We start from the raw sequence: 13,747 nt of genomic DNA, 5'->3' as shown, positions 1-13,747 counted from the left end.
CAGGCGACGTGGGTGCGTCGCCTCTCACGCTCACTTCAGGAGTCGACCAGGTCAAGTGCCGCTTGATGCAGGCGCTGTCCTTGTACGGGAATGCGCGCGAGCGCCTCTTCGATGGTGTGCAGGTCCTGCTCGGTCAGCCGAACAGTCGTTGCACCGAGGTTTTCTTCCAGTCGATGCAATTTAGTCGTGCCCGGTATCGGCACGATCCAGGGCTTGCGTGCCAGCAACCAGGCCAGGGCGAGTTGGGCCGGGGTTGCATCCTTGTCCACGGCAATTCGCTTCAAGGCATCCACCAGCGCCATATTTGCCAGGCGCGCCTCGGCTGAAAAGCGTGGCACCGCACTGCGGAAATCACGCTCGTCAATGTGGGTGTCGGCGGTCATGGAACCTGTCAGGAAACCCGCGCCCAGCGGGCTCCATGGCACAAAACCGATACCCAGTTCCTCGCATGCTGCGAGTACGCCGTTATGTTCGACATCCCGAGTCCACAGGGAGTATTCGCTCTGTACCGCAGCCACCGGTTGGGTAGCATGCGCGCGGCGAATGGTTGGCGCGCTCGCTTCGGACAGGCCCCAATGCTTGACCTTGCCTTGGGCGATCAACTCACCGACCGCTCCCGCAACGTCTTCAATGGGCACGTTGGGATCGACTCGATGCTGGTAGAGCAGGTCAATCTTGTCGACCTTCAGCCGCGCCAGCATCCCATCCAAGGCCTTGCGCAAGGTCTCGGGGCGACTGTCCAAGCCGTAGCGCGACCCATCCGGGTTCAAGCCGAAGCCGAACTTGGTCGCGATGTGTACGTTATCTCCATAGCTGGCGAGGGCATCGCCCACCAGTGACTCATTGATAAACGGGCCATAGACCTCTGCGGTATCGAAGAGGGTCACGCCGCGTTCGACCGCAGCGTGGATCATGCTCACGCCCGCAGCCTTGTCCAACGGTTGGCCGTAGGTGGTATTCAAACCCATGCAGCCGTAACCCAGTTCTGAAACGACCAGCCCATGGGTACCGAGTGTCCTGGTTTTCATGCTGTTCTCCGCTGTTGATTCCCATAAGCGCCACTGCATTTTCCAATCGCAGTGCGCACCGCTTGGCACGCGTGTGCGTCCAAGAAACGTCTCTATGTTGGGCGCCTTTGCTGTTGGCTATTTGCTCGATTCGGGGGAAGCCTTGCCTGAACTGACGATTTTCCAACGGCCGCGAACATTCAGCCCTGGCGGGCTCGAAGTTCGCCGGAACGGGCAGTGTTTGCCTTGAATCAGGCAAGTCGCGAGTTGGGTGCAACGCCGAAGATAAGCGCGCTTTAAACCGCCCGCGTTGAACCGGAGTGATACATGTCGAAGTTTTTCATTGAACGCCCGATCTTTGCGTGGGTACTGGCGCTGATTGTGATGTTGGTGGGCACGTTGTCGATTCTTAACCTGCCCATCAACCAATACCCCACCATCGCGGCGCCCGCTGTTGCGATTCAGGTCAACTACCCTGGTGCTTCCGCCCAAACCGTGCAAGACACCGTGGTGCAGGTGATCGAACAGCAAATGAACGGTATCGATAACCTTCGCTACATTGCGTCGGAGAGCAACTCCGACGGCAGCATGCGGATTATCGTGACCTTCAACCAAGGCACCGACTCGGACATCGCCCAGGTCCAGGTGCAGAACAAGCTAAACCTTGCGTCGCCGCTGCTGCCGCGTGAGGTGCAACAACAGGGGTTGCGGGTCACCAAGTTCCAGCAAAACTTCATGATGTTTATCGGGCTGGTGTCCACTGACGGTCGATACACCAAGGAAGACCTGTCCAATTACATCGTTTCGAACATTCAGGACCCGATTTCCAGAACCTCCGGCGTGGGTGATTTCCAAGTATGGGGCACTCAATACGCGATGCGTGTGTGGCTCGATCCAGCCAGGCTCAACCAGTTCCAGCTGACACCGGTGGATGTGACTGAAGCGATTGAGGCGCAGAACGTGCAGGTCGCTTCAGGTGCGATTGGCGGCCTGCCTGCGCGCAGTGGCACGGTGTTCACCGCGACCATCATCGGCAAGACGCGCCTGCAAACCTCAGAGCAATTCGGTGACATCTTGCTGAAAGTCAACGGCGACGGTTCCCAAGTTCGCCTGAGTGATGTGGCAAGCATTGGCCTGGGCAGCGAGAACTACAGCATTGATGCACAAAGTAATGGCCGGCCCGCTTCGGGCATTGCGATTCGATTGGCCACGGGCGCCAACGCGCTGGACACGGCCAAAGCCATTCGCGCGACAGTCGATCGCCTGAAGCCATTTTTCCCGGCAGGGGTCGAGGCGATTTACCCCTACGACACCACGCCGGTGGTCACTGAGTCGATCAAGGGCGTGGTGTACACACTGATGGAGGCGGTGGTACTGGTGTTTCTGGTGATGTTGCTGTTTCTGCAGAACCTGCGAGCCACGATCATCACCACCATGACTGTGCCGGTGGTACTGCTGGGCACCTTCGGAATACTGGCCGTGGCGGGGTTTTCAATCAACACGCTGACCATGTTCGGCATGATCCTGGCCATTGGTTTGCTGGTGGATGACGCCATCGTCGTGGTCGAAAACGTCGAACGGGTCATGGCTGAAGAACATTTGTCGCCCAAGGCGGCCACACGCAAATCGATGCAGCAGATCCAGGGCGCCCTGATTGGTATCGCGCTGGTGCTGTCGGCGGTATTGCTGCCGATGGCATTCTTTGGCGGTTCCACCGGGGTGATCTACCGTCAATTCTCCATCACGATTGTGTCGGCCATGGTGCTCTCGGTGTTCGTGGCCTTGATCTTTACGCCGGCATTGTGCGCAACGATGCTCAAGCCGATTGATCCACTTGAGCACGGCAAGCCCAAGCGCGGCTTTTTCGGCTGGTTCAACCGTGGCTTTGATGCCTTTGTGAATGGCTACGAGCGTGGGGTGGGCCAGATCATCCGTAACAAGGTACCGGGCTTTGTGGTGTACCTGGTGATCGTAGCCGGCATGGTCTGGTTGTTTGCGCGGATTCCAGCCTCGTTCTTGCCTGCCGAGGATCAGGGTGTGATCTTTACGCAGGTGCAGACACCGGCCAACAGTTCGGCCGAAACCACGCAAAAAGTCCTCGACCGCATGACTCGGTTTCTACTCGATACGGAGCAGGGTGAGGGCAAGGCCGTGAGTTCGGTGTTTACCATCAATGGTTTCAACTTTGCCGGCCGAGGGCAGAACTCAGGGATTGCGTTTGTACTGCTCAAACCCTGGGGTGAGCGCGACAATGACAACACAGTGTTCAAGGTTGCACAGCGTGCGCAGCAGGCGTTCTCGAAGTACCGCGACGCGATGGTGTTCGCTATTGTGCCGCCTTCCGTGCGGGAGCTGGGCAACGCCACGGGTTTTGATTTCTACCTGCAAGATCAGGACAACGTGGGTCATGAGAAACTCATGGAGGCGCGCGGCAGGTTCATTGAACTGGCCGCGCAAAGCCCGATCCTCGCGGCCGTTCGGCCCAATGGCCTGACGGATGAACCGCAGTACCACCTGACTATCGACGATGAACGCGCCCGGGCGATGGGGATTTCCCTGACCGACATCAACACCACCCTGTCGGTGGCGTACGGGAGCAGCTACGTGAACGACTTCATTGACCGTGGCAGGGTCAAGCGGGTGTACGTGCAGGGTGACCCGGACTCACGTAACTCGGCCGAAGACCTGTCCAAATGGTTTGTGCGTAACAGCCAGGGCCGAATGGTCCCGTTCTCCGCATTCGCCAGCGCCGAGTGGGGGTTCGGTTCGCCGAAATTGTCGCGCTACAACGGTGTGCCCGCCGAACAGATCCTCGGCACGCCTGCGCCCGGTTACAGTTCGGGGGAGGCCATGGACGAAGTCGAGCGTATCGCTGCCGAGCTGCCGCCAGGTGTGGGCATCTCGTTCACAGGCTTGTCTTATGAAGAGCGCCTTTCCGGCTCGCAGGCGCCGGCGTTGTATGCGTTATCAATCCTTGTGGTGTTTCTGTGTCTCGCGGCGCTCTATGAAAGCTGGACGATTCCGATCGCGGTGATGTTGGTGGTGCCCCTTGGCGTGATCGGCGCCTTGATGGCCACCGCCTTGCGCGGGCTATCCAACGACGTGTTCTTCCAGGTCGGGCTGTTGGTGACCGTAGGGCTGGCGGCAAAAAACGCGATTCTGATCGTTGAGTTTGCCAAGGAACTGCATGAGAAAGGCAAGCCGCTGCTCGAAGCCACTGTCGAGGCGAGTCGCATGCGTTTGCGCCCGATCATCATGACCTCAATGGCCTTCATCCTCGGCGTGTTGCCGCTGACCATTTCCAGCGGTGCCGGCTCCGGCAGTCAACACGCCATCGGTACCGGCGTCATCGGCGGCATGATCACCGCCACGGTGCTGGCAGTGTTTTGGGTGCCGCTGTTCTTCGTCGCCGTGTCGTCGTTGTTCAAAGGCACGCTTATGAAACAACGCCGCACGGAGACGGAAGAGGAGACCGGACGGTGAACCGATCAGAAATCCAGCGTCACCCCGCTGTACAACGCACGCCCGTCACCCGGTGAGTGCAGCGACGCACGCGCACCGTCCGGGTCATACCAGACGTACTCGTAGTAGCGGTTAGTGAGGTTTTTCAGCTGCAGGTCAACGCTGACCGACTCGGTCACCTGATACGTCGCCCCCAGGTTCATCAGGACATAGCCGCCGTAGGTGCCCTTGGTGTTCTCGCGCTCCAGGTAGTAGTTCGTCTGGCCATTCATCCAGGCGGTCAGTTGCAGCGACGGCGTGGCCTTGTAGCTGACGCCCGCGTTGTACAGGTGATGGGGGATGTGGTCGATTTCCTGACCTTTACTGTTGGGCAGCGTGGCGCTGGCCTTGAGGATTTTCGAGTACTGCCAGGCGTAGGCCATCCAGATGTCGGTGTGCGCGTTCGGGTGCAGGTTCAACTGGGCGTCGTAGCCCCAGCGGCGGGTTTCGCCGACATTATCCGACTCGCCACTCGGGTCGTTGAGCCGGCGGCTGACTTCGCCACTGGCGTCCTGTTGCCAATACGCCACACGGCCGTCGATCCAGTCGGCAGGGGTGAATTTAATGCCGGTTTCCCAGCCTTCATTGATCGACGGCGCCAAGTCGGTGTCCCTGGGCGGAATCTTGTAGGCCGCCGCGCCGGTGCCCACCTGGAAGGTACGTCCCCAGTTGGCGTACACGCTGGCCACCTCCCAGGGTGAATACACCACGCTGAGCTTGGGTTGTTTGATCAACCCATAGTCATTGATGTCGTAATCCAGACCGGTCATTTCATTGGTGAAGTCCCCCTGGATCTTGTCGACGCGATACGCCGGGATGATCTTCAGCGACTCGAACGGTTTGATCTCGGCCTGGATATAGGCACCGTAAGTGTCGAAGTCAAATGGCTGGTCGCGGGTTTGTGCCTGGCGCGCCCGGTCACGGGTGCGGTAGCGCTCGCTCTTGTTCTGTTGCTGCTGCATGTCCGCGCCGCCTTCCAGGGCGAAGTCGTACAGCCAACTGACCTGCGGGCGCCAGGTCAGGGAGGTGAGGGCGCCGTACTGGGTTTCGTAGGCGTCGCGTTCCTGCTGGGCGCTGGTGCGCCAGTATTGCGTCCAGCGCCGGTCGTCGAAGGTGTTCACGTAGGTTTTCGCCGACCAGGCCAGGGTCTCGGCCAGTTCGGTGTCGACATGCACACTGAGCTGGTTCATGCGCCGCGTGCCTTTGTCGGTGGCGTTGTAACTGTTGGTCATGCGCGGATGCTGGTGGGCATCCTCTTCACTCAAGTAGCCGGGCTCCTGTGCCTCGGTTTCATAATGCCGGGCGATCAGGCCGATACGGTAGCTGTCGTCGTCCGGCGTATAGAACCATTTGCCGGACAGCGAGAATTTGTCCGCCTCGGCATGATCGCGGTAGCCATCGGCCTTCTGGTAAGCGAAGAAGTAGTTCTGCGTCCAGTTGCTGCCTTGGATGCCTTTGGCGAGTTGAGCTTCCTGGGTGTTGTAGCTGCCATAGCGCAGCCGTGCCCGGGTGTATTGGCCGCCTGTGCGGGTGAGCATGTTGACGTTGCCGGCGATATTGTTGAGGCCATAGCGCGCATCGCTGGTGCCGCGCACCACCTCGATACTGTCGAGCTCCAGCGGGAAGATCATGTCCAAGAACGGCATGTTGCCGTCGTTGCTGTTGCTGGGGATGCCATCGATCAGCAGCTTCACCGCATTCACTTCGCCTTCGCCATTGAAGCCGCGAAAGGAGATCTTGCCGGACGTCGTGCCCTGGTTGAACTCGGTGAGCATGACCCCCGGCGCGCGGCTGAACAGCTCCCAGCTGTAGTTGACCGGCATCTTTTCCAGGATGTCCGCGCCGAGGATATCCACCGAGCTGAGTACGCTGCCGGTGCTCAGCGGGCCGCTGGCACCCGTTGCGCCTTGCACCGTGACGGTACCGAGGGTGAGGGTCGAATCCTCAGTGTTGCCGACGGCGGCAAGCGGCTGAAGTGTGAACAGGCCGGTGGAAAGCAGCGGCCACAGGTAACGCGAACCCGGGCGACGTTTTGCGCCGGGCACAGGGAATGGAGCAGGCATAAGCCAGACCTCTTGATGACCAAAAGACGAACACAACGAAGGTGGGGTCGATCAGGCCACAGGGGAGGCGCGCGGGGTCAAGTTCGGCCAGCGAACCCTGGGGTGCAGCGCGGGCAGTGTCGGGTTATCGAGGACGGTATCCGGCGTGAAGCGCGGCAGCCAGTGCCGGTAATAGTCGGACGGCAGTGCGGCCAGCCCGGCATGACCACAGCAGCAGTCGCTGTGCTTCATCGCGGGTTTGGCGGGGCCGGACTGCGAGAGGTCGATCAGCCGGTCAAACCCTGGCGGCAGGGCCTGGGAGGCGCCCCCGGAACAGAATCCACCCCACAGCATCAAGCCGGTATCCGGCGTCTGCATGGCACGGCTCAGCGGCATGGCCAGCATGTTCAGCAGCAGGGCCAGGCAGGCGATCCAGGGGCTGATGCGTTTGAACGTAGCCATCAGAGCAGTCGACGCAAGGGGGGCGGATATTTAGCCGCAGTTCGGGGATGAAGTAAAAGTGCTTTCCCGCGCCATTTCGCCGCAGGCCTGGCGAATGCAGTGTTGGTGGCGCAACAGACATTCAATAAAGTGCCCGATTTTGCGGGCCGAGGGCTCCCACGGTCGCGCGTGAGCACCTGAGTTTGAGGGCTTGAGGGGTTGGCATGGATTGTGTTGTGAGGTGATTGGCGCTGACCCGACCACGGGAGGGAAATCCCCAACCTTTTCATAAGAAACCACACCCATGCACAACGTCTTGCAACGCACTGTTTTCGCCAGCCTGCTGGCACTCGGCGCCCTGGGCGGGCCATTGTCCACGCTCGCCCAGGCGGCCAACGACCGACAGTTCATCCCACTGGCCACCTACCGCGTCGGGGCCTATGCCTCCAGCGGGATTCCGTGGTGGGCAGGGGAGATCGACTATTTCCGCTACATCAACGAAGTCGAGGGCGGCGTGAATGGCGTCAAGCTGGTCTGGCAGGAATGCGAGACCGAATGGAAAACCGACCGCATCATCGAATGCTACGAGCGCTACAAAGGCGGCCTGGACGGCGCCCCCACCGCATTCTTCTTCACTCACAGCACGCCGGCGTCCTACGCGTTGATGGACCGTGCGGCGGTTGATCACATTCCGCTGATCGACGGCGCGGGCGGGCGTACCGAGTCGACCGATGGCCGCGTGTTCCCTTACGCCTTCCCGCTGCTGCTCAACTACTACGGCCAGGCGTCGGTGGGGATCAATTACATCGCCCAACGCGAAGGCGGCCTGGACAAGCTCAAGGGCAAGAAAATCGTGACGGTCTACCACGATTCCGCCTACGGTCGTGAAACCCAGGCGGCCATGCAGCTGCTTGCCGAAAAGTACGGTTTCGAGAACATTCAGATCCCGGTCGCCGACCCCGGCAACGAGCAGTCCACCCAATGGCGCCAGGTCCGCCAGCTCAACCCGGACTGGGTGTTCTTGCGCACCTGGGGCGTGTCCACGCCGGTCGCCATCAAGACCGCCGTGCGCTTTGGCGTGCCGGTGGACCGCCTGATCGGTGATGTGTGGGCAGGCTCCGAAGCCGATGTGATTCCCGCCGGCACTGCCGCCAAAGGCTACCAGGCCCTGGCGCCATTCCCCGGAGGCGACACCTTTGACATTCATAAGAAGCTCAAGCAGTTCATTCTCGATCCCGGCAAAAGCAACCTCAAGGACGCCAGCTACTTCGGCAAGGTCTACTACAACATCGGCCTGATCAACGCGGCGATTGCGGTCGAAGCGCTGCGCACCGGCCAGGCCAAGTTTGGTCACCGTGCGCTCAATGGCGAGGAAACCCGCTGGGCCTTCGAACACCTGGACATCGACGCCGCGCGCATCAAAGCATTGGGCCTTGAAGGTTTGCTGGCGCCACTGAAGTTGACCTGCGCCGATCATGAAGGTGGCGGTTCGGCCCGCGTGCAGCAATGGGACGGGCAAAAGTGGGTGCTGGTGACCGACTGGCTGCAAGCCGACCGCGCCACCCTGCGCCCGCTGATCGAGGCCAAGTCCGCCGCGTATGCCCAGGAGAAGGGCATCGTGGCGCGGGACTGTTCGGCGCCGTAACCCTCAGGCGGCGGTGGCGGTCACGTGCCGGCCAGGGATGGCGGCAATCAGTTCACGGGTGTAGTCGCTGGCCGGCTGGTTGAAGATCTGTGCGACCGAACCCTGCTCAACCACGCGGCCATTGCGCAGCACCAGCACCTCATGCGCAAAGTTAGCCACCACCGACAGGTCGTGGGACACCAGCACATAGGCAATCCCCATCTCCCGTTGCAGCTCTTCCAGCAGGTCGAGAATGTGCGCCTGCACCGACACATCCAGGGCGCTGACCGGCTCGTCGAGCAGCAGCAGGTCGGGTTTCAATGCCAGGGCGCGGGCGATGGCGACCCGTTGGCACTGGCCGCCGGAGAGTTCGCGCGGCAGACGATCCAGAAAACTCACCGGCAAGTGCACGCGGCTGATCAACTCCCGTGCCGCCTGCTCCAGGGCCGGCCCCTTGAGCACACCGAACGACACCAGCGGCTCGACGATGCTGTCGAACACGCTGAAGCGCGGGTCGAGGGCGGCAAACGGGTTTTGCTGCACCAGTTGCAGGCGTTGGCGCAGCGGGCGGAATTCGCGCCAGCTCAGGTGAGTGACGTCCTGCTGTTCGAACCAGACCCGACCCCGTGTGGGTTGTTCCAGGCCCAGGGCGATGCGCAGCGCGGTGCTCTTGCCCGAGCCCGACTCGCCGACGATGGCCAACGTCTGGCCGGGAAACACCTGCAGGCTCAGGTCTTCCAGGGCCACAAAGGTCGAGTCCTCACCCTTGACCTTGGGCAAGGTGAACGTCTTGCCGACGTTTTGCAGGCGCAGGATCGGCGCTTGCAGCGGGTCAATCTTGATCAAGGGTTCGCGACGCTTGGCGAACGCCGGTGCGGCGGCAATCAATGCGCGCGTGTAGTCATGCTGCGGTGCGTTCAGGATCTGCCGTGGCGGGCCTTGCTCGACCACTTGGCCTTGTTGCATCACCAGGATCCGGTCGGCGCGGTCGGTGGCCACGCCCAGGTCGTGGGTAATGATCAGCAGCGAAATCCCGCGTTCACTGACCAGGCGTTGCAAGTGGTCGAGAATCTTGCGCTGCACGGTGACGTCCAACGCGCTGGTGGGCTCGTCGGCGATGATCAGGCGCGGGTTGCCGGCCAGGGCGATGGCGATCAGCACGCGCTGGCGCATGCCGCCGGACAGCTCATGGGGGTATTGGCGGGCGCGCAGCACCGGTTTGTCGATGCCGACCTGTTGCAGCAACTCGACAATGTCCGCATCCACCGCGGGGTAGCGTTTGCCCTTGGCCAATATCAGCGCCTCGGCGATTTGCTGGCCGACGCGCAGGGTCGGGTTGAGGCTGACCATTGGGTCCTGTGGCACCAGGCCGACGGTGCGGCCGCGCAGGGTGCGTTTCTGCCGCTCGCTGGCGTGGGTCAGGTCGTTGCCGTCGACCCATAATTGCCCGGCGCTGATCTGTGCAGTGTCGGGCAGCAGGCCGAGGATGGCGTTGGCCAGGGTCGACTTGCCCGAACCGGACTCGCCGGCAATCGCCACGGTCTCGCCTTGGGCGATGGCGAACGACAGCGTGCGCACCGCTTGGTTGACTTGCCCGCCGGAACGGTAGGTGACACTGAGTTGGCGAACATCCACTAAAGCGCTCATCGCTGGATCTCCTCAAAGGTACGGGCGATATGGTTGAGGCTGAACACCACGGCGACCAGGAACAGGCCGGGCAGCAGCGACACCCATGGGGCGGTGATCAGAAAGTGCCGGCCGTTGGCGATCAAGGTGCCCCATTCGGCGGCCGGTGGCGCGGCGCCAAAACCGAGGAAGCTCAGGCCGGCAGTGGCCAGGATGGCCGCGCCAAAGTCCAGGGTCGCGAGTACCGCCACCGGTCCCCAGGCGTTGGGCAAGATGTGCCGCAGCAAGGTGCGTGCCCAGCTGGCGCCGCCCAGGCGCGCGGCCTCGACGTAGGGCAGGGTCTTGACCCGCAGCACTTCGGCACGGGTGGTGCGGGCGAACCCTGGAATAATGCCGATGCCCACGGCGATGGCCACTGGCACGGTACCGAAACCGATGGCCGTGACGATTGCCAGGGCCAGCAGCAGGCCGGGCAGGGCCAGCAGCACATCGACGAAGCGCATGATCACGGCATCAGTGCGGCCGCCGGCAAAGCCCGACAGGATGCCCAGGCCCAGGCCGCCCAACAGCGCGATACCGACGGCCAGGAACGCCGCGAGTACCGACAGGCTGGCGCCGTATACCACGCGGGTGTACAGGTCGCGGCCCAGCTCATCGGTGCCGAACCAGTGGCTCAGGTTGGGGGCGCGCAGCTTGTCGAGGGGGGACGTGGCGTAAGGGTCAAAGTTGCTCAACAGGTGCGGCGCGATGGCCGCCACCAGGGAAAACACCACCACCAACAGCGCCAGGCTGAACCCCGGGCGGCGCAGCAGCGGCAACACCACCGCCGTCGCGCGTTGAAGGCGGCTGCGGCGCCGCCAGAGTGCGGGGCTGGCCGGGATGGCCTTGCGGCCCAGGTTCTGCTCAAGGATGGTCATGGTCTAGGACACCTTTGGCGTGTGGGAGATACGCGGGTCGAGCCACGGGTAGAGCAGGTCGACCAACAGGTTGACCAGGACAAACGCCGCCGCCGACACCGCGACAATCGCCAGCACCACTGGAATGTCCTGGCGCAACACCGCCTCCTGGGCCAGGCGGCCAATGCCGGAGCGGGCGAAGATGGTTTCCACCAGCACCGCGCCGGACACCGTGTTGCCGACCTGCAGGCCGATCAGCGTGAGGATCGGCAGCGCGGCATTCTTGAACCCGTGGCGCGCCTGCACCTGGCCACGGCTAAGGCCCTTGGCGTAGGCGGTGGTGATGTAGGACTCTTTCCAGACCCCCTGGAAACTGCGTTGCAGCACCTGGGCGTACACCGCCGCGCTCGGAATCGCCAGGGTAATGGCGGGCAGCACCAGGCTTTCAACGCCCCGGCTGCCGGTGGCGGGGAACCAGCCGAGGCCGAAGGCGAACACCTGGATCAACAGCAGGCCCATCCAGAACACCGGCACCGAAAAGCCCAGGGACGGCAGGCGCGCCAGGGCTTTTTTCAACGGTTGCCAGCGGATATAGGCGGTGAGGTAGGCCAGGCCGATGCCACCCAGTAGCGACAGCACGATGGCCAGGCCTGCCAGGGACAAGGTTTGCGGCAGGCGTTCGGCGAGCAGCTCGGCTACCGGGCGGTTAAGCGAGAGTGACTGGCCAAAGTCGCCCCGCAGTGCGCCCAGCAGCAGGTCGAAATACTGTTCGAACAGGCCCTTGTCCAGGCCGTAGTAAGCCCGCGCTTTGGCCAGGTCTTGCACCGACAACGAGTCGGCTTCCATGCCCGAGGCGCTGAGCATGATCGACAGCGTGTCGCCCGGCAGCAGATAAAGGATGAAATACGTGATGCTGTAGGCGCCCCACAGCACCAGCAGCGCTTGGCCCACCCGACCGATCAGGTAACGGCTCATGGCGTGCCGATCTCGATATCACCCAGCAGCGCAAAGCCTTCGGCGGTCCAGCGGAAGTTCTTCACCTTGGGCGACGTCGCCGCCTGCCACACGCGTTCATACACCGGGAATGCCGAGCTTTCATCAATCAGCAGGTCTTGCAGGTCACCGTAGGCCGCGGCGCGCTGTTGGCTTTGGGTCGCGGTGATACCGGCATCAAACAAGGCTTTGGCTTTGTCCAGCGCCGCCGGCTCGTAGGTGTTGGTGGCCAGGGTCGAGCTGTTGGCGCTACGCGGGTCCAGGATGGTTTGCAGGATGAACGGGTCGGCGCGGGTCATGTAGTTGATCGTCAGGTCGTAATTGCCCGCGGAGTTGTTGGCGACCCATTCGGCGCGGGTGACCACGCTGAGTTTCAGCTCGATCCCGACCTTGCGCAGTTGGTCCTGGATCAGCACGTCGCCCGCGGTTTCCGCTGGGCTGATGTTGTAGCTCAGGCTCAGGCGCTTGCCGTTCTTGTGCCGGTAACCGTCCGCACCCTTGGTCCAGCCGGCTTGATCCAGCAGTTGCTCGGCGCCCGCCGGGTCGTAGGCGAGCTTATTGCCCTGGCTTTTGAAGTAAGGCGTGGTCACGTCGAAAATGCCGTCCACCACCGGGAACTCGGCGTTGTAGACGGTGCTGGCGTAGCTCTTGCGGTCGAGCGCCTTTTGCACGGCCAGGCGCACGTGCGGGTCCGCGAGGATGCGTTCGCCACGGGTGTTGGGGTACAGGTTGAGCGCAGGCCCTGGCAGCGAGCGGCTCTGGATGGTTGCGCCCTTGGACTGGAACAGTTTCAGGTCGACTTCCGAGAACGGGTTGCGCGGCCACAGGATGTCGGCCTTGCCTTGCAGGAACAGGCCGTTGCGCACGCTTTCTTCGGGGATATAGCTGATGTCCACGGCGTCCAGGTGCGCTTCGCCCTGGTTTTTCATGTTGGCCGAGGCCCAGGCGTAACCCTTGCGCTTGGTCAGGTGCGCACCGACTTCCGGGGTGTAGCTGGCCAGCACGAAGGGCCCGGTGCCGATGATCTTGCCCAGGGAGCGCTCCTTGACGGTCAGGGCGTAGGAGGCGGGCGCGAGGATCGCCAGGTTGGTCGTCGACGTGGCTTGCAAGAAGCCGGCGTTGGGTTTCGAGAGCACCAGTTTGACGGTGAAGTCGTCCACCACTTCGGCATGGTCATAGCCCGCCAGGTAGGTGGCGCCGAAGGTCGCCGGCAGCTCGGTCGCCAGGGCCTTGTCACTGTCGAAGGCGATCTTCACCGCCTTGGCATCGAAGCGCTCGCCATTGCTGAACGTGACGTTATCGCGCAGGTGGAAGGTGTAGGTCAGCGCGTCGTCACTCACTTCCCAGCGTTTGGCCAGCCAGGGAATGATTTTGCCGGTCTGCGGGTCCTGGTCGGTCAGGGACTCGGCGACATTGCGCAGCAGCACGCGGTGTTCCAGCCAATAGACCTGGAACGGGTCGACACTGACCAGGGTGGTGTTGTCGCCGAAGAACGCGATGTTCAGGGTTTTGCCGGCCTGGGTGTCATTCCCGGGCGAGCAAGCGGCGAGGCTTAGCGCCAAGGCGCACGGGGCCAGCAGACGGCTCATCAAGTTGGAGGTATTCAATGGGGTGCCC

The 13,747-nt window shown here is 62.3% G+C and carries 9 protein-coding genes; 2 read left to right on the top strand and 7 right to left on the bottom strand.

Annotated elements, in window-relative coordinates:
- Nucleotides 1–35: 35 nt before the first annotated feature.
- Entirely contained in the window at nucleotides 36–1,028 is a 993-nt protein-coding gene (locus tag AO064_RS03625) for an aldo/keto reductase (RefSeq protein WP_064052412.1), read from the bottom strand.
- A 306-nt stretch (nucleotides 1,029–1,334) separates the two neighbouring features.
- Here AO064_RS03625 and AO064_RS03620 point away from each other — a divergent pair, with 306 nt between their 5' ends.
- Nucleotides 1,335–4,490 (top strand): efflux RND transporter permease subunit, encoded by a 3,156-nt coding sequence (locus tag AO064_RS03620; protein WP_064052411.1) that lies wholly within the window; start codon nucleotides 1,335–1,337, stop codon nucleotides 4,488–4,490.
- A gap of 5 nt (nucleotides 4,491–4,495) precedes the next feature.
- On the opposite strand, the gene AO064_RS03615 is transcribed toward AO064_RS03620, so the two are convergent.
- Together AO064_RS03615 and AO064_RS03610 are read right to left on the bottom strand one after the other, a co-directional pair.
- Nucleotides 4,496–6,571 (bottom strand): TonB-dependent receptor, encoded by a 2,076-nt coding sequence (locus AO064_RS03615; RefSeq protein ID WP_122256324.1) that lies wholly within the window; start codon nucleotides 6,569–6,571, stop codon nucleotides 4,496–4,498.
- 51 nt (nucleotides 6,572–6,622) lie between these two features.
- Nucleotides 6,623–7,012 carry a DUF2946 family protein gene (locus AO064_RS03610; RefSeq protein ID WP_012724123.1) on the bottom strand — a complete coding sequence of 130 codons (390 nt, stop codon included), beginning with the start codon at nucleotides 7,010–7,012 and terminating at the stop codon, nucleotides 6,623–6,625.
- A 283-nt stretch (nucleotides 7,013–7,295) separates the two neighbouring features.
- Here AO064_RS03610 and AO064_RS03605 point away from each other — a divergent pair, with 283 nt between their 5' ends.
- Nucleotides 7,296–8,636: an ABC transporter substrate-binding protein gene (locus AO064_RS03605; RefSeq protein ID WP_064052410.1), complete on the top strand. Its 1,341-nt coding sequence runs from the start codon at nucleotides 7,296–7,298 to the stop codon at nucleotides 8,634–8,636.
- A 3-nt stretch (nucleotides 8,637–8,639) separates the two neighbouring features.
- Here AO064_RS03605 and AO064_RS03600 read toward each other — a convergent pair whose 3' ends face one another.
- The 4 genes from AO064_RS03600 to AO064_RS03585 are packed head-to-tail and all read right to left on the bottom strand — an operon-like array spanning nucleotide 8,640 to nucleotide 13,719.
- Complete coding sequence (locus tag AO064_RS03600; RefSeq protein WP_064052409.1) at nucleotides 8,640–10,262, bottom strand: dipeptide ABC transporter ATP-binding protein; 1,623 nt, start codon at nucleotides 10,260–10,262, stop codon at nucleotides 8,640–8,642.
- Nucleotides 10,259–11,158 carry an ABC transporter permease gene (locus AO064_RS03595; protein WP_064052408.1) on the bottom strand — a complete coding sequence of 300 codons (900 nt, stop codon included), beginning with the start codon at nucleotides 11,156–11,158 and terminating at the stop codon, nucleotides 10,259–10,261. Before AO064_RS03595 ends, AO064_RS03600 begins: the two co-directional genes overlap by 4 nt.
- A gap of 3 nt (nucleotides 11,159–11,161) precedes the next feature.
- Nucleotides 11,162–12,112: an ABC transporter permease gene (locus AO064_RS03590; protein ID WP_064052407.1), complete on the bottom strand. Its 951-nt coding sequence runs from the start codon at nucleotides 12,110–12,112 to the stop codon at nucleotides 11,162–11,164.
- Complete coding sequence (locus AO064_RS03585; RefSeq protein WP_064052454.1) at nucleotides 12,109–13,719, bottom strand: ABC transporter substrate-binding protein; 1,611 nt, start codon at nucleotides 13,717–13,719, stop codon at nucleotides 12,109–12,111. Before AO064_RS03585 ends, AO064_RS03590 begins: the two co-directional genes overlap by 4 nt.
- Nucleotides 13,720–13,747 lie beyond the last annotated feature (28 nt).

Source organism: Pseudomonas marginalis (assembly GCF_001645105.1).
GTDB classification, from domain to species: Bacteria; Pseudomonadota; Gammaproteobacteria; order Pseudomonadales; family Pseudomonadaceae; genus Aquipseudomonas; species Aquipseudomonas petroselini.
Note: the sequence above shows the minus strand (reverse complement) of the source record. Positions and strands in the feature narration are given on the sequence as shown.